The sequence below is a fragment of the Roseibium sp. MMSF_3412 genome (assembly GCF_030733265.1).
In the GTDB taxonomy this organism is placed as follows: Bacteria; Pseudomonadota; Alphaproteobacteria; order Rhizobiales; family Stappiaceae; genus Roseibium.
Genome location: NZ_JASHJI010000012.1, coordinates 48791 through 64220, shown reverse-complemented (window position 1 = coordinate 64220; position 15430 = coordinate 48791). Strand labels below are relative to the sequence as shown.

Genomic DNA, 15430 nt, shown 5'->3' with positions numbered 1-15430 from the left:
GAACGAACGAAAACCGGGACAGGGGCGCTCAGTGGGATGCGCGTGTGGGTCCGTTCGGTCGGTCTGGTTGTGGCGATACGCTCAGGCTAAGCGCTTTTGCGCCGGAAAGAAAGCGGTTACGGCACGGTTTGCCTTCTGCGCCGAACCGGCTATATTTTAGTGAGCACACCTGTTTCGAAGCGCGATAGGCGACAGAACCACTGGCTACAGGGGCCTTCGAGACTTACATGGGTGCATATCCGTTGTCTTCGGTATTCTGATTTCCAGGGAAGTCCTCCCAAAACACAGGTCCTGATTTATGAACCAGATGGTCACTCCGAAATTCGGTGTCGGCGCACCTTTGCGCCGCAAGGAAGATGAGCCGCTCATCACGGGCGAGGGCATTTACACCGGCGACTATCAGCCCGAGGGCTGTCTGCATGGTGTTGTGGTCCGTTCCGCAATGGCGCATGCCAAAATCCGTGTCGAGAATGCCGCCGACATTCAGGCAATGGACGGTGTATATCTGGTTTTTACCGGAGCCGACGTCGAAGGCCACACATTGCCAACGATGGCGCGTCTCAAGCAGATAGACGGAACGGACCACTGGCTGCCGCCGCAGCCGCTCCTGTGTACCGATGAAGTCAGGTATGTCGGCGACGCGATCGCCTTTATCGTTGCCGACGACATCAACACGGCCCGCAACGCCGCCGAGATGCTGGAAGTTGATTATGAGCCGCTCGATGTGGTGATCGGTATTGAGGATGCGCTCGCACCGGACGCCGTGAAGGTCTGGCCGGAACACGGCTCCAACATCGCCTTCACGTTCGGTCACGGCAGCGAGGCAAGGACCGACGAGGCCTTTGCGGCTGCGCACAAGACGGTTTCCATTGAAATCGTGAACAACCGCATCGTCGCCAACTACATGGAATTGCGCGGCTGTGTTGCTGAATTCATTGCCGAGAGCGAGCGCTACAAGCTCACGCTGGGCACGCAGGGCGGCCACGGCATGCGCGATGTCATCTGCAAGGTGCTTGGGCTGGAAAAAGACAAGATCCAGGTGATCACGCCGGAAGTCGGCGGCGGCTTTGGAACCAAGGCCTTCTGTTACCGTGAATACCCGCTACTGATGATCGCAGCGGAGCGGCTGCGCAAGCCCGTTCGCTGGACGGGCGAACGCATGGAGCATTTCGTGACCGATGCGCACGGTCGGGACAATCTCAGCACCGCAGAGCTGGCGCTCGACGAGAATGCAAAGATCCTTGGTCTGAGGGTGCTCGTGAAAGCGGCGATGGGAGCTTATCTCAGCCAGTTCGCACCCTTCATCCCATGGGTCGGCACGGCCATGTCATCCGGCCTTTATGACATACCGGCCGTGTTCGCCAAGACCGAAGGCATCTACATGCACAACGTGCCGACGGATGCCTTTCGCGGCGCCGGACGGCCCGAGGCTGCCTACCTGATCGAGCGGCTCATGGACAAGGCCGGTGAGGAGACGGGTCTTGGACCCGTCGAGATCCGCAAACGGAACTTCATCAAGGCAGAACAGCTGCCCTACACGACCCAGACAGGGCGCATGTATGACACCGGCGACTATGCGGCACACCTGGAAAAGGCGCTCGAAGTTTCCGGATGGGAAGGATTTTCATCCCGTCAGGAAGAAAGTGCGCGCGCCGGCAAATACCGTGGTATCGGCCTATGCTCCTACATTGAGGCCTGCGCATTTCCGGGCGGTGAAGAAGCGACGGTCGAGCTCGGTGAGAACGGCAACCTGACTCTCCTGATCGGAACGCAGACCAACGGGCAGGGCCACGCCACGTCCTACAGTCAGGTCGTTGCCGAGAAATTCGGTGTGACGATCGACGATGTCGAGGTGATCCAGGGGGATACCGATCGTGTTGAAAATGGCGGCGGCACCGGTGGATCGCGCTCGATCCCACTCGGGCTGCCATCGGTCCGCGATGCCAGCGATGCGCTGGTGAAGAAGGTCAAGGAACTTGCCGCCGACCGTCTGGAAGCCGGGGCCGACGATCTGGAACTGGAAAGCGGCATCGTCCGTGTGGTCGGCACCGATCAGCAGGTCAGTCTTGCGGAGATCGTTGCATCGGCCGGAGAAACGCTGTCCGCGCGCGAGGAAGTTCGTCAGAATGAGGCAACCTATCCCAACGGCACGCATGTGTGCGAAGTGGAAGTCGACCCGGAGACCGGAGACGTGGCGCTTTTGAACTATGTCATCATCGATGATTTCGGCGTGACGGTGAACCCGCTGCTGCTTGAAGGTCAGGTGATCGGCGGGGCCGCAAACGCGGTCAGCCAGGCGCTGTGCGAGCACACGGTTTACGACGAGGATGGCCAGCTTCTGACGGCGTCGCTGCTGGATTACCGGCTCCTGAGGGCGGCGGACCTCTCCGACATTCATTTCGAGACGCGGAACGTTCCCTCGACCACCAACGCGATGGGCATCAAGGGAGCCGGGGAGGCCGGGACCATCGGCGGCTGTGCGGCCGTCATGAACGCGGTTCAGATGGCGCTCAAGGACGGCGCCGGCGTCAGTGAACTGATCGACATGCCGGCAACTCCGCTCCGGGTCTGGGAAGCGATCCAGGCTGCGAAGTAACGGCTGCCAGGACCAACAAAAAAGGCGCCGGTTCCGGCGCCTTTTCTCTTTCGAGAGGCGGTTGAGTTTATTCGGCCGGGAGGGGTATTGGTTCCCCACCTTCGTTTTCATATTGTCTGATGTGTTGTTCAAACGCGCGCAAGCGCTTGTATATCGACATGAGTTCAATGATCGTGCCCCAGGAATTCACAAGGAACTGAAAGGAGTTCTCCACCTGGTTGAAAGCAGAACTGATGCGCTGCAAGAGGCCGTAAGTAATGGCGCCAGCCAGGATCGTCGGTGCGAGTACGATCAGCGGGATAAGGACAGCGCCTTGCAGATAGACCCACTTGGCAACGTCAAAATAGAGATAGTGGAAATAAAGCTTGAAATAATTTTTCCGAACGTCGCTGAAAAGGCTCGTAATTGTTGCAGGGCTGGCGCGATCGTCATGATCTTCTCCGTAGACAAGTTCCTTGCGGTACGCTGCTTCGACTTTCTGATTGTTGAACTCAAGGCCAGGCAGTTTGATCCCGACAAGAGCGAGCAAAACGGTGCCGAAGGCTGCAGAAAGCAAGGCTGCAAAAACCAGAGCGCCTTCGACCTGACCGACGATGGGCAGCTCTGTCACATGCTGTGACAACTCCCACAGGATAGGCAGAAACGCGACAAGGGTCATGATCGATCGCATGAAGGAGACGCCGAGGCTCTCCATGATCCTTGCGAAACGCATTGTATCTTCCTGAACCCTTTGCGCTGCTCCCTCGATATGGCGAACGACATGCCAATGAGACATGTAGTAGTCGTTCATCGCCGTGCGCCACCTGAAAACATAGTGCCGGATAAAGAACTCCAGCAGCACCGCAACGGTGATAAGTGGAATAGCGACCTCGAGAAAGGCCAAGATACCTTGCCAGTACTCTTCGGACGTCACGCTGCCAGGTGTCTGTAGCGCTCTTTGGATCATATCAAAGAACGTTCCATACCATTCGTTGATCTTGACGCTTTGCTGAACCTTGTACCAGGTCACCCAGAGGATGAGGACAGAGCCAATCCAGGCCCATAGGAACCACTTGCGGTTCTTGAAAAACGAACGGAACATGGCAGTCTGCCTCTCGAATCTGTGTTTCCTGAGATTATAGGTAGCTGATGTGGCAAGGGGAGACCGGTAAGGGGTCATGAGCCACTTGTGAAGAGATTTTGACGGATCCGCTCAATTTGCAGGTCTGTCATGCATCCCGAAACCCTCCTTTTGCGACTTCGTCGATTGCATTGTCGCCGGCTTCGCGGGATATTGGCGTAGCTAGCCAACCTATAACACGGCTCCCATCCGTTTCTGGCTCAGAATTTGAGCGCAGTGGCAAATGACGCCGGCTGCCGGGAGCTGCTTGCCGCTCTTTCCGATCCTTAGGCCCGGTGCGTCTGGGAAGAGCAAACCCTTTTGCGCCGGTCCCGGATGTTCCAGATGGCATTCAAAAGCCTGCGTTCTCGATTCACCGGAGCTCCGGCTCCCACAGGTATGACGCGACATGCCCCGCTGCTGGGTATTTCCCTGAAGCTCGGCTCTACCTTCACCTTCTTTGTCATGGTGACGGCACTCAAGATCGCAGCCGAGCAGGTCCCGATCGGTCAACTCGTCTTTGCCCGAAATTTCTTTGGCCTCTTTCCCGTTCTGCTCATGGTGGGATTGCGCGGAGAGCTGGGCCTGGCATTCAAGACGAGCAATCCGCGCGGTCACCTCACGCGGGCGGCGATCGGGCTCTCCGCGATGGTGTGTTCCTTCACGGCGCTCTACCTTCTGCCGCTGCCGGATGCGACCGCCATCGGTTTTGCAACGCCCCTTTTCGTTGTCGTTCTGGCGTTTTTTCTGCTCGGTGAAACGGTGCGGGTTTACCGGTGGAGTGCCGTAGGGGTCGGCTTTCTGGGAATTTTGATCGTTCTGTCGCCGCATCTGGGCGAGGGGGAGCTGGACAGTACATCAACGCTGGGTGCGCTTCTCGGCATCATGGCGGCCGGCTTTGCCGCGCTTGCAATGATCACTGTGCGCAAACTGTGCGAAACGGAGCGGACCTCGACCATCGTGACCTGGTTTGCCGCGTCGTCGACTGTTCTGTCCCTTTTGACGCTGCCGCTTGGCATTCTGCTGCCGGGTCAGGCCTGGGTTGTTCCGGATGCGTCGACAGCGGGTCTGATGCTGGTGATCGGGCTTGCCGGCGGCGTCGGGCAGATCCTGCTTACACAGAGTTACCGATACGCCGAGGCGTCAACCATCGCCCCGTTCGATTATGTCAACATGCTCTGGGCGATTTTGATCGGTTGGCTGGTCTTTGCGGATATGCCCTCGGTGGAGGTGATCGCCGGTGCGCTGATCGTGATTGCGGCCGGCGTATTCGTCATATATCGCGAGCACAGGCTTGGTCTCGACCGCACCAAGGACCGCAGGGCATCTACACCGTCGCGGTCCTGAAGCCTGTCGCGGCTTGTGGAACCGCCGGTGGTTTGTGTCCGGGCTGCTACCTGCCTATCAAGTGCTTGTCGCCTCTCAGTTCGTCGTTCATGGCCTTGCGGTACATGGACCAGGCGACACCCTTGCGTTTGTCGGGCATGAGGCCGTGCAGCACGCCATCAATGAGTTCACCTGCATCTGTCAGGAATTTCGTGTACAAAATGAAGGGCATGCCCATCTTGTCAAAGGCGGTGGCCGCGGCGGCCAACATATCTCCGAACGCCTTTGCCGATGCATCCGGATCATTTGCAATAAGTTGTGGCGTCAGCTTCTTGAAGTTTTCATGAAACGTCTTGAGCGCGTGAAAAGCCTTGAAAGCGTCATTGAATTTTTCAGGTGTTCCCAGTGCTTTGCCGGCCAGGTCAAACCTTTCTGCCGCCTCAAACAGTTTTCTCTTCGCGTAAACGTCGTCGGTGAGATCTGCCATGACGCGCAACTTGTAAGCCGCACCAGTGAATTCTCCACTCAGAATCTTGGCCTCCGACAGCACGGTGCAAAACTCTTTGTTCCAGTGCAAATCCCACCAACCCCAGCAGGGATCATCAGCCATTGGCTTTCTCCAAACAGATCAAATTTCTGAAAAGATAGAGCAGCAGTCGCCAACAAGTTATCTATGGAAAACCATAGTCGGCGATCCGGCAGGCACCGGACACACGATCCTTGGGGCGGAGAACGGACGCGCGCTCGGGGCACTTCCAGCCTCCAGGCCTTGCCTTGGCGTGACCGGTTTGGCTGTCCCCGGTCATTGCGGTTTGTACTGGAACGTCTCGACAGGGCTTTTCGACCCGTCCGGGTAGATCAGCTGAACGCTGATCGACTGGGTCGAACCGGCGGGCAACTCGATATAGGGCTTGTCCTTTAGAACCGCGTTCGGGTTGTCGGGATTGCAGGTATCCAGTTCCCAGATCTGGTCAAGCGGACCACCGTTCAGGCCGTAAAAGACATAGTCAATGCCGCATTTCCAGGCTTCCAGATGGGTGAAGTAAATCAGCTGCTGACCCTGCCAGTCCCGGAAGGACACCCAACTTTTCTTGGTCATGTCGAGGATCTGCTTGATCTGCTCCGGCGGCATGCCCTGGGCTCCTGCCTCATCGGCAACAGTGACCGGCATAACACTCAAACCTGCAACGATCATTGCTGAGATAACCAAACGCATCGAACATCTCCTTGGTAAGAAATCCGTATCCCGGCAAGGAACAAACGCAGGAAAAGGTTAGAATGCCTTGAACGTGATAATTGTCTTGGTGTCCTGAATGCCGCCGATCGGGTGCACTTTTTCGTTGACGAAATGTCCGATGTCGGCACCGTCGTCGACATAGAACTTCACCAGAAGGTCATAGTCGCCGCTGGTGGAATAGACCTCCGAAGCAATTTCCGCATCTGCGATGGCATTGGCAACCTGGTAAGTCTTGCCCAACTGGCATTTGATCATCACGAAAAACGGAACCATGCGACACTCCGGCAGTTTGCTTTCCAATGGATTGCTCAAGGACATCGCCTATCTGACCGCATCAGTCAATTGCCGATGACGCCCAGTGAACCTTGCGGGACCGGACCGGGGCTTGCAATCGCGAACCTGGCTTGTTAGCAGTTCAGAAGTCTCATGGGGGTGCCCGGCGTTAGAAGACCGGGCTGAGAGGCATGCGCCAACTCCTTGAACCTGATCCGGTTGGTACCGGCGGAGGGATTTGAGATAGACCGATGGCCATCCGGCTGCGCGCCTTTCTTTCATCTCTTCGATTGGAACGTCCTTATTCGGAGGAGATGCATGAGCCTTTCGGTTGCTGCTTCAACACAGCCCCTCGCGGCCGAGACTGTCTTTGACCTGTTGGAGAGGGTTCGCGGGAAAGCGCCGCGCGTTCACGCCATCACGAATTCCGTGGCACAGCACTTCACCGCCAACGTTCTGCTTGCGATTGGCGCGATCCCTTCCATGACGCTTGCGCCTGAAGAAGTGGCCGGTTTTGCAGCGGGTGCGGATGCCCTGCTGATCAATCTGGGTACCCTTGACGAGGTCCGCCGTCAGGCCATCCCTGTTGCCATCGAGGCCGCCAGAACGGCGGGCCGGCCGGTCAGTATCGACCCGGTATTTGTCGAAAGGTCTCCTATCCGCTGTGCCTACGCGCGCGAACTCCTGAGCCTGAAACCCGATCTCGTCCGTCTGAACGAAGCAGAGCAGTCGGCTCTCTTTGACAACCGGCAGGCGGTTGAAAGCCTTATCAATGAGGGCACGGTTCTGGCGGTTACGGGTGAGGAAGACAGGATCGAAAGCAAGCAGGAAGACTTCAGGCTGCGCAACGGACACCCTCTCATGGCACGCGTGACCGCGACGGGCTGCGCCGGCGGTGCCGTACTGGCGGCGTTTGCGAGTGTCGAGCCCGATATGGCGCTTGCCGCCGCTGCGGGTCTTTCGGTGTTCAACATTGCCGGCGAGATGGCGGCGTCCGAGGCTCGCGGGCCCGGCTCGCTCGTTCCCGAACTGCTCGACGCGCTCTACACGATGACGTCGCGCGATATCGAAGTCAGGCTGAAAAGCGCCTGAGCGCTGCGCAAGACAATTCAGAAAGAGGAGATGCACATGACCGCGATCGCAGTGACCATTGCGGGATCGGATTCAGGTGGCGGTGCCGGGATCCAGGCGGATCTGAAGGCATTTTCGGCCAATGGCGTCTATGGCGCGAGCGTGCTGACGGCCCTGACGGCACAAAACACCAGGGGCGTCAGCGCCATTCATGACGTGCCGACGGACTTCGTGCGCGCACAGATGGATGCGGTCTATTCAGACCTTGGCGTCAAGGCGACGAAAATCGGCATGCTTGCCAGTTCGACCATCATCGGGACGGTCGCCGAAGGCCTCAGGGCGCATGAGACGGGGCCGATTGTTCTGGACCCGGTCATGGTCGCCGCCAGCGGCGATCCGTTGCTGGCCGAGAGCGCGGTTTCAAGCCTGATCGCCGAACTGGTTCCGCTCGCCGACGTGATCACACCCAATCTTCACGAGGCGGCGCGCATGCTGGAGGTGCCGGTTGCACAGAGCGAGGCAGACATGCTGTCTCAGGCTGAACGGCTTCTGGGGCTTGGTGCCCGTTCCGTTCTGCTGAAAGGGGGGCACGGCACCGGCGAGGACAGCAATGACCTGTTTCTGCAAGACGGCGTTGACGCCATCTGGCTGCGCGAAAGGCGTATTGCGACCGAAAACACACACGGAACCGGATGCACGCTGTCTTCCGCGATCGCGGCCGGCCTGGCGAAGCAACTGACGATGAAGGAGGCCATTGCCTCCGCCAAATCGTATGTGCACGGCGCGATCGCCGCTGCCGATCAGCTCGAGATCGGCTCCGGCCACGGTCCCGTCCATCATTTCTATCAACTTTGGAGCGCGTGAGATGTCCGCAAAGAAGACAGGCAACGACAGACACTTGAGCCGAAGGGCGATGCTCGGCGGCACTCTGGCCGGAGGCGGGACGGTTCTTGCTGCGCCGGCCCTGGCGCAGGGCACCGCTACACTCGAGTGGAAAATGGTGACATCCTGGCCGAAGAACCTGCCGGGCCCCGGCGTCACGGCACAAAGGATCGCCGACCAGGTTGCGACGATGACAGGGGGGCGCTTGCGCATCCGGCTCTATTCGGCCGGCGAGCTTGTGCCGGCGCTCGGGGTTTTCGACGCAGTCGCGTCCGGGACTGCACAGATGGCGCATACGGCCTCGTTCTTCTGGCAAGGCAAGATCCCGGCTTCCGTTTTCTTCACGGCCATTCCCTTCGGTCTGCTGCCGCATGAACACATCAGCTGGATCGAGCGCGGCGGCGGACAGGCGCTCTGGGACGAGCTTTATGCACCGTTCGGCGTCAAACCGGTCATGGCCGGCAATACCGGCGTGCAGATGGGCGGCTGGTACAAGAAGGATATCAACGGCCTGGAAGATCTGAACGGTCTCAAGATCCGCATGCCGGGCCTTGGCGGCGAGGTCATGCGCCGGCTCGGGGCAACACCTGTCGGACTGCCGCCGGCGGAGCTGTTTCAGGCGCTCCAGTCCGGCGTGCTCGATGCGACCGAGTTCCTCGGTCCGTGGTCCGACCGCGCGATGGGATTCCAGAAGATTGCGAAAAATTACTATTCGCCGGGATTTCATGAACCAAACGGCACGGGCGAAGCGCTCTTCAACCAGGTTGCCCTGGAGGGCTTGCCGGAAGACCTGCGTGCCGTCGTGCTGGAAGCATGCCGCGCGGAGAATGGGCGAGCGCTTGCGGAAAGCGACTGGGAGAACGCGGGCAGCCTGAAGCTGCTTCAGGAAGAAGACGGTGTCACTGTGAAGCCCTATCCGGACGAGGTTCTGACGGCTCTGCGCGAAACGGCATCTGCCGTCCTTTTGGAGTTCGCCGAAAAAGACCCGCTCAGCAAGCGCATCTACGAGAGCCATCGCGACGCGCGCGCGCGCCTGGCGCCCTGGAGCGATGTCGCAATGCGGCGCTTTCTGTCTGCGCGCGACACCGGTGCCTGACAAGGTCGGGAAAAGTTGCGGCGAATCTTTTCGCACGTGACCTTGGCGTAACATCGAGATTGCGCCCGGACGCGCCGATTTTGAGCGCGCCGGGCGGTGCCGGATACACCCGGTTCTGCAACTTGAAAGACCGGCTCTGGCTGCAGAAAGCGCAGAGTCCGGCGGCTACATCATACCAAGTCATCCACAAAGGGGCAGGCCTTCCCTAAGGGTAAGTGTGGCAATGCAGCAACGATCACCGAATAATTGACGTTAAAGGAAGGTTAATGTTTGTTTGCCCATTTTTTAGGCATTCTTGCATATGTGTGTCGAGTGCGAGACAAAGGGACGCCGACGAAGTCCTTTGTGCCCGTTTTTGCTTCTTTTGTCCGCCTGCGTGACGCGTTTCATGAATTATTTTGCGTTGCAGCATGAAGAAATGCGCCGCGCCAGCGGTGAATTCTTGTCTTGCAACAGCGCCCGATCTTGGAAAAACCTGTTCTCCGAAATCAGATTTCCTCCGGCGGGAGGGGGATGGGAGAAAACACCATGAAATGGGCAAATAAAAACACAATTCTATTCGCCTCCACGGCAATAGCCTTCTCAATCGCAGCGAACGCTGTACATGCGGGTGCGTTCGCGATCCGCGAACAGAGCGCGTATTTTCAGGGGACGTCCTTCGCTGGATACGGGACATCCGGGGACACGATCTCGGCCATGTACTGGAACCCGGCGGCGCTTATCGGTGCACAGATGGGCTGGACGGTTGAAACACACGGATCGGTGATTATTCCGAACTCCGAGATCAACGGAACGTTGAGCGGTGGTCTCCTGGGCACGTCCTCGGTTGGAAGTGGCGATATCGGTCTGGATGCGGTCGTGCCGGCGACGTACATTTCCTATAGGCCCGATGATAAGTGGGTCTTCGGGATCGGCATCAACTCGCCGTTCGGCCTGACCACGAAGCCCGAACAGAACTGGGCGGCGCAGTTTTATTCTCGCTCTTCCAGGGTCTTTTCAATCAACGTCAACCCAAGTGTTGCCTATCAGGTCAACGAGATGATTGCCCTGGCTGTCGGCGTTCAGGTCCAGTATCTGGATGTCAGCCTGAAGTCGGCGGATGCGACCTCCGGTGCAGGATTTCCAAGATCAAACGAGATCTATGGTGACGGTTTCGGTGTTGGCGTTACCGCCGGTGTCACAATCAAGCCGGTCGAAGGCACCGAGATCGGTATCGGATACCGCTCGGGCGTCGGCCACAGCTTGAACGGACAGCTTTTTGCAAGTGGCACGCGCGCAGAGATCGATCTGGGCGTCGTCATGCCGGACATGGTCAACATCTCGGCAAAGCAAAAGATCACCGACAAGATGCGGTTGCTCGGCACGGTCGAGTGGACCAACTGGAGCCGCCTGAAGTCCCCGGTGGCAACATCCACGGTTACCGGCTCTGCGCTGACCACATTGCATTTCAACTATGACGACGGCTGGTTCTTCTCCGTGGGCGGTGAATATGATTTCAACGAGAAGCTGACCTTCCGTGCCGGTGTCGGATACGAATTGTCGCCGATCGACGAAGATATCCGCTCCACACGTCTTCCGGACAACAATCGCTGGTGGCTGTCAGCCGGTGCCAGCTATAACTTCAACAAGCACATGTCCTTCGATGTCGGGTACACGCACATCCTGACGGAAGACACGAATATCAACATTGATCCGAGCCATCAGGATTACAACTCAACCTTCGGAACCTATGTCGCTGATGTCGACAGCAACGTGAACATCCTGTCCGCATCGCTGCGCTACAAGTTCTGATCCGAACAGCCGTATGACTGAAAAGGCCGGGTGTCGATCCCGGCCTTTTTTGTGTTCTCTTCCGCTCAGAAGGCTGCCGGGTAGAGGCCGCCGTCCATGAGCAGGTTCTGTCCGGTGATGTAGCCGGCATGCTGAGAGCACAGGAAGGCGCAGGCCTGACCGAATTCTTCCGCATTGCCGAAGCGCCGGGTCGGAATCTCGGCAGCCTGCTGTGCCCTGATGTCATCCAGGCTCGTGCCTGTCTGCTGTGCGGCCCGCTCAAATCCGCCTCTGAGCCTGTCGGTGTCCATCTTGCCCGGCAGGAGATTGTTGATCGTCACGCCGTGCGGGGCCAGTTGCCGGCAGACGCCTGCGAGAAAGGCCGTCAGGCCCGCCCTTGCACCGCTGGACAAGTCCAGACCCTCGATCGGCATCTTCACCGACAGGGAGGTGATATTGACGATCCGGCCGAAGCCGCGGTCCTTCATGCCCGGTGCGACAGCCTGGATAAGCTCGACAGGTGTTACGAAATTCTGGATAGCGCCGTCGACCAGGGCGTCCCTGTCAAGCTGCGTATAATCGCGCCTTGGAGGGCCGCCATTGTTGTTGACGAGGATGTCCGGATCCGGACAGGCGGACAGAAGCGCGCGCTGGCCTTCGGGCGTGGAAACGTCCGCGGCGATGCTGAGAACCGACACGTTGTACCGGGTCTGAATTTGTTTTCGCGTTTCTTCCAGGACGGCTTCGGTGCGGCCGTTCAGAACGATGTCACAACCGGCTTCGGCGAGCGCCTCCGCGCAGCCTTTGCCAAGACCGCGGCTCGACGCGCACACGATCGCCTTTTTTCCTCTTAGACCCAGATCCATGAAAAACCTCCATTTTTGCAACCCTTAGCATATCGGGACGTGAGCGCTATATTGCCGTTCAGGAAAAATTGGAATTCGGAAACTCCGGCAGGCGTCTGCGCATCTGTCATAATATTGCAACCTGAATCGCGTCTATAGCGGTGCTAATGGAATATGGAGAAATGCCATGTCTACCGCAGAGACATCGCGACACTACCGATCCTTGTTCATTTCTGACGTGCACCTCGGCACCCGCGGTTGCCAGGCTGAATTCCTTCTGGATTTTCTGAAAGAGCATGATGCCGAAACCATCTACCTGGTCGGCGACATTGTCGACGGGTGGCGGCTAAAACGCACGTGGTACTGGCCACAACTGCACAATGATGTGGTGCAGAAGATCCTGCGCAAGGGCCGCAAAGGTGCCCGCATACACTATATTCCGGGGAACCATGACGAGTTCCTGCGGAACTTCCTCGGCACGCATTTCGGCGGCGTCGAGGTCAGCGACAGCATCGTCCACGAAGCGGCCAACGGCAAACGCTATCTCGTCATTCACGGGGATCAGTTCGATGTTGTCATCCGCCACGCCAAGTGGCTCGCATTTTTCGGCGACAAGGCCTACGTCACCGCGTTGAGCGTCAATACCTGGGTCAACCTCATTCGCAGAAGCCTCGGGCTGACCTACTGGTCATTGTCCGCCTGGGCCAAGCTCAAGGTGAAAAACGCCGTCAGTTTCATCGGCCGGTTCGAGGAAACGCTTTCCGATGAGGCGCGCCGCCAGGGCGTTGACGGTGTCATCTGCGGTCATATCCACCATGCGGCTGATCGTGATATGAACGGTATTCACTACATCAACACCGGCGACTGGGTTGAGAGTTGCACGGCGGTTGCGGAACATCACGACGGGACGTTTGAGGTAATCCGATGGGCGGATCAAACCCAGGAGGGACCGGCACCGGCGAAATCCAGGGAAGCCCCGGTCGCCGCATGAGTTCCATCCTGATCGTGACCGATGCCTGGCATCCGCAAATCAACGGTGTGGTCAGGTCGTTGGAACGAACCGCGGAAGCGCTGGGAGCAACTGGTGTCAGGGTGGAATTCCTGTCGCCCCAGGCCTTCAAGACCTTGCCCTGTCCAACCTATCCCGAAATCCGTCTCTCGCTCACGCACAGGGGTGCCGTACGCCGGCTGATCCGCGAATTCGACTGCGAGCACCTTCATATTGCGACGGAAGGACCGCTTGGAATTCTCGCGGCAAGCGTTGCCAGGAAAGCGGGTGAACCGTTCACCACGAGCTATCACACCCGGTTTCCCGAATATGTCTCCGCGCGCCTTCCGGTGCCTCTGTCCTGGTCCTACAACTGGTTGCGCAGGTTTCACAATGCGGGGTGCGGGTGCATGGTGGCGACGCGGTCGCTGGAAAACGATCTGCGTGCACGCGGGTTCAAGAACCTGATGCGCTGGTCGCGCGGTGTCGACGAGGAATTGTTCAGACCGTATGAGGGCTCCGTTCTTCCCGATGACCTGCCGCGGCCCGTCTTCATGTATGTCGGCCGGGTTGCGGTCGAGAAGAACATCAAGGCCTTTCTTGACCTGACGCTTCCCGGATCGAAGGTCGTCGTGGGCGGCGGTCCGCAGCTGGAGACCCTCCGGCGCGAATACCCTGATACGCATTTCACCGGTGCCAGGCTCGGCGAGGATCTCGCCCGTCACTATTCCGCGGGCGATGTCTTTGTTTTCCCGTCGCTTACCGACACGTTCGGCAACGTCCTTCTAGAGGCGCTGGCCTGCGGAGTTCCGGTCGCGGCCTATCCGGTCATGGGGCCGCTCGACGTCATCGGCGATACGGGGGCGGGCGTGCTTTCGGATAATCTGCAGGAAGCGGCAGAAGCGGCCCTGGACATACCCAGGGACCACTGCCGGAAGATCGCGCTGAACTACACCTGGGCAGCCAGCGCACAGCAGTTTCTGGACAATTGCATCGCAGCACGCGACATCCACAACGCGCATGCGGGCCGCGCCAGAGCGGCTGAGTGAGTGAAGTCGGCCCGGTACGCCGAACTGGAACGGGAAAAATTCCGGTATCGAAAGCGCTGTCTGCATATTGAGTTACATCCAATTCCTGATAAGTCATCAAGCAACCCGATTGTTCAAAGGTGACTTCGATGACGGAAACTGTTGTTCCAACGACTGATGACGAACTGCGGGACTATTCCGGCAAAGCAGTAACCATCGCGGACGTGGAAGCGGCTGCGCGTCGCATCGACGGGTTTGCCGTGAAGACGCCATTGCTGCGGCACCCCGCGCTCGATGAACGCACAGGGGCGACCGTCCTCATAAAGCCTGAAAGCCTGCAGCGCAGCGGTTCCTTCAAGTTTCGTGGAGCCTTCAACTGTCTCAATCTCATTCCAGGCGAAGACCGCCCGAAGGGCGTCGTTGCCTGCTCCTCCGGAAACCACGCGCAAGGGGTTGCCGCGAGCGCGGGAATTCTTGGCGTTGATGCAACAATCGTGATGCCCGCCGATGCGCCGCGGATCAAGCTTGCAAGAACGCGTGCGTTCGGGGCGCAAGTCGTGACCTATGACCGTGAAAAGGAAGACCGGGACCAGATTGCCGCCGCCCTGTGCGCTGACACCGGCGCCACATTCGTACATCCCTTCAATGATCCCGCAGTGATCGCGGGGCAGGGGACGGTCGGTCTGGAGCTTGCGGCACAGGCTGCCGGAGCGGGCCACAGTCTCGACGATGTTCTGGCGTGCACGGGCGGTGGTGGTCTTTCCAGCGGAATTGCGCTCGCCCTTGCCCACAAGTCGCCCGAAACACGCTTTCACACCGTGGAACCGGCGGATTTCGACGACTACAAGCGATCCCTTGAAGCCGGCGCATTGCTGTCGAACACGCGCAAGTCGGGTTCCATCTGCGATGCGCTTCTTTCCGAAATACCCGGTGAAATCGGCTTTTCGATCCTGCGGCAGCTTGCGTCGGAAGCGCTAACCGTGACAGACGAGGAAGTCCTCGACGCCGTGGCCTTTGCCTTCACGGAATTGAAGCTGGTGGTCGAACCGGGAGGCGCGGCTGCCCTGGCCGCAGTTCTCCATGACAAACTTCCGATCAAGGGCAAAACGGTGGGACTGGTGCTCACCGGCGGGAATATCGATCCGGACATGCTGTCACGAGCCCTGTCGCGTTAGGACGGATAGGGCGGGCAAAGGCAGGACGCAAGGCCCCTTGTCAG

The 15430-nt window shown here is 58.7% G+C and carries 14 protein-coding genes and 1 riboswitch; of the genes, 9 read left to right on the top strand and 5 right to left on the bottom strand.

Annotation, left to right across the window (positions count from 1 at the left end; translation table 11 throughout):
• Positions 1 to 298 precede the first annotated feature (298 nt).
• A complete protein-coding gene (locus RBB49_RS19585) occupies positions 299 to 2596 on the top strand; it encodes a xanthine dehydrogenase family protein molybdopterin-binding subunit (RefSeq protein ID WP_306144573.1) in 2298 nt (765 codons plus the stop codon).
• 67 nt (positions 2597 to 2663) lie between these two features.
• Here RBB49_RS19585 and sbmA read toward each other — a convergent pair whose 3' ends face one another.
• A complete protein-coding gene (sbmA, locus tag RBB49_RS19580) occupies positions 2664 to 3677 on the bottom strand; it encodes a peptide antibiotic transporter SbmA (protein ID WP_306144572.1) in 1014 nt (337 codons plus the stop codon).
• 417 nt (positions 3678 to 4094) lie between these two features.
• Here sbmA and RBB49_RS19575 point away from each other — a divergent pair, with 417 nt between their 5' ends.
• Positions 4095 to 5042 (top strand): DMT family transporter, encoded by a 948-nt coding sequence (locus RBB49_RS19575; protein WP_306144571.1) that lies wholly within the window; start codon positions 4095 to 4097, stop codon positions 5040 to 5042.
• 46 nt (positions 5043 to 5088) lie between these two features.
• Here RBB49_RS19575 and RBB49_RS19570 read toward each other — a convergent pair whose 3' ends face one another.
• The 3 genes from RBB49_RS19570 to RBB49_RS19560 all read right to left on the bottom strand — a co-directional run bounded on the left by RBB49_RS19570 (position 5089) and on the right by RBB49_RS19560 (position 6531).
• Positions 5089 to 5631: a hypothetical protein gene (locus tag RBB49_RS19570; RefSeq protein WP_306144570.1), complete on the bottom strand. Its 543-nt coding sequence runs from the start codon at positions 5629 to 5631 to the stop codon at positions 5089 to 5091.
• Positions 5632 to 5823: 192 nt separating this feature from the next.
• Complete coding sequence (locus RBB49_RS19565; protein WP_306144569.1) at positions 5824 to 6237, bottom strand: hypothetical protein; 414 nt, start codon at positions 6235 to 6237, stop codon at positions 5824 to 5826.
• 57 nt (positions 6238 to 6294) lie between these two features.
• Complete coding sequence (locus RBB49_RS19560) at positions 6295 to 6531, bottom strand: Lrp/AsnC ligand binding domain-containing protein (protein WP_299474182.1); 237 nt, start codon at positions 6529 to 6531, stop codon at positions 6295 to 6297.
• A gap of 145 nt (positions 6532 to 6676) precedes the next feature.
• Positions 6677 to 6786: riboswitch (TPP riboswitch) on the top strand.
• 63 nt (positions 6787 to 6849) lie between these two features.
• Here RBB49_RS19560 and RBB49_RS19555 point away from each other — a divergent pair.
• The 4 genes from RBB49_RS19555 (at position 6850) to RBB49_RS19540 (ending at position 11371) form a co-directional block, all read left to right on the top strand.
• On the top strand, positions 6850 to 7623 hold the full coding sequence (locus tag RBB49_RS19555; RefSeq protein WP_306144568.1) for a hydroxyethylthiazole kinase: 774 nt from the start codon (positions 6850 to 6852) through the stop codon (positions 7621 to 7623).
• A 36-nt stretch (positions 7624 to 7659) separates the two neighbouring features.
• On the top strand, positions 7660 to 8466 hold the full coding sequence (gene thiD, locus RBB49_RS19550; RefSeq protein ID WP_306144567.1) for a bifunctional hydroxymethylpyrimidine kinase/phosphomethylpyrimidine kinase: 807 nt from the start codon (positions 7660 to 7662) through the stop codon (positions 8464 to 8466).
• Position 8467: 1 nt separating this feature from the next.
• Positions 8468 to 9580 (top strand): TRAP transporter substrate-binding protein, encoded by a 1113-nt coding sequence (locus tag RBB49_RS19545; RefSeq protein WP_306144566.1) that lies wholly within the window; start codon positions 8468 to 8470, stop codon positions 9578 to 9580.
• 528 nt (positions 9581 to 10108) lie between these two features.
• Positions 10109 to 11371 carry an OmpP1/FadL family transporter gene (locus tag RBB49_RS19540; RefSeq protein WP_306144565.1) on the top strand — a complete coding sequence of 421 codons (1263 nt, stop codon included), beginning with the start codon at positions 10109 to 10111 and terminating at the stop codon, positions 11369 to 11371.
• Between the two features lie 65 nt (positions 11372 to 11436).
• On the opposite strand, the gene RBB49_RS19535 is transcribed toward RBB49_RS19540, so the two are convergent.
• On the bottom strand, positions 11437 to 12216 hold the full coding sequence (locus tag RBB49_RS19535) for an SDR family oxidoreductase (RefSeq protein WP_306144564.1): 780 nt from the start codon (positions 12214 to 12216) through the stop codon (positions 11437 to 11439).
• A gap of 166 nt (positions 12217 to 12382) precedes the next feature.
• Here RBB49_RS19535 and RBB49_RS19530 point away from each other — a divergent pair, with 166 nt between their 5' ends.
• The 3 genes from RBB49_RS19530 (at position 12383) to RBB49_RS19520 (ending at position 15386) form a co-directional block, all read left to right on the top strand.
• Positions 12383 to 13186 (top strand): UDP-2,3-diacylglucosamine diphosphatase, encoded by an 804-nt coding sequence (locus tag RBB49_RS19530; RefSeq protein WP_306144563.1) that lies wholly within the window; start codon positions 12383 to 12385, stop codon positions 13184 to 13186.
• The gene (locus tag RBB49_RS19525) at positions 13183 to 14232 is read left to right on the top strand and encodes a glycosyltransferase family 1 protein (protein WP_306144562.1); all 1050 of its coding nucleotides are present in this window, start codon (positions 13183 to 13185) and stop codon (positions 14230 to 14232) included. The genes RBB49_RS19530 and RBB49_RS19525 overlap by 4 nt, the downstream gene beginning before the upstream one ends.
• 128 nt (positions 14233 to 14360) lie before the next feature.
• Positions 14361 to 15386 carry a threonine/serine dehydratase gene (locus RBB49_RS19520; RefSeq protein WP_306144561.1) on the top strand — a complete coding sequence of 342 codons (1026 nt, stop codon included), beginning with the start codon at positions 14361 to 14363 and terminating at the stop codon, positions 15384 to 15386.
• Positions 15387 to 15430: the final 44 nt, after the last annotated feature.

Coding starts and splice junctions, on each gene's coding strand:
- RBB49_RS19585 (WP_306144573.1), top strand. CDS start 299: ATGAACCAGATGGTCACTCCGAAATTCGGTGTCGGCGCACCTTTGCGC.
- sbmA (WP_306144572.1), bottom strand. CDS start 3,677: ATGTTCCGTTCGTTTTTCAAGAACCGCAAGTGGTTCCTATGGGCCTGG.
- RBB49_RS19575 (WP_306144571.1), top strand. CDS start 4,095: ATGACGCGACATGCCCCGCTGCTGGGTATTTCCCTGAAGCTCGGCTCT.
- RBB49_RS19570 (WP_306144570.1), bottom strand. CDS start 5,631: ATGGCTGATGATCCCTGCTGGGGTTGGTGGGATTTGCACTGGAACAAA.
- RBB49_RS19565 (WP_306144569.1), bottom strand. CDS start 6,237: ATGCGTTTGGTTATCTCAGCAATGATCGTTGCAGGTTTGAGTGTTATG.
- RBB49_RS19560 (WP_299474182.1), bottom strand. CDS start 6,531: ATGGTTCCGTTTTTCGTGATGATCAAATGCCAGTTGGGCAAGACTTAC.
- RBB49_RS19555 (WP_306144568.1), top strand. CDS start 6,850: ATGAGCCTTTCGGTTGCTGCTTCAACACAGCCCCTCGCGGCCGAGACT.
- thiD (WP_306144567.1), top strand. CDS start 7,660: ATGACCGCGATCGCAGTGACCATTGCGGGATCGGATTCAGGTGGCGGT.
- RBB49_RS19545 (WP_306144566.1), top strand. CDS start 8,468: ATGTCCGCAAAGAAGACAGGCAACGACAGACACTTGAGCCGAAGGGCG.
- RBB49_RS19540 (WP_306144565.1), top strand. CDS start 10,109: ATGAAATGGGCAAATAAAAACACAATTCTATTCGCCTCCACGGCAATA.
- RBB49_RS19535 (WP_306144564.1), bottom strand. CDS start 12,216: ATGGATCTGGGTCTAAGAGGAAAAAAGGCGATCGTGTGCGCGTCGAGC.
- RBB49_RS19530 (WP_306144563.1), top strand. CDS start 12,383: ATGTCTACCGCAGAGACATCGCGACACTACCGATCCTTGTTCATTTCT.
- RBB49_RS19525 (WP_306144562.1), top strand. CDS start 13,183: ATGAGTTCCATCCTGATCGTGACCGATGCCTGGCATCCGCAAATCAAC.
- RBB49_RS19520 (WP_306144561.1), top strand. CDS start 14,361: ATGACGGAAACTGTTGTTCCAACGACTGATGACGAACTGCGGGACTAT.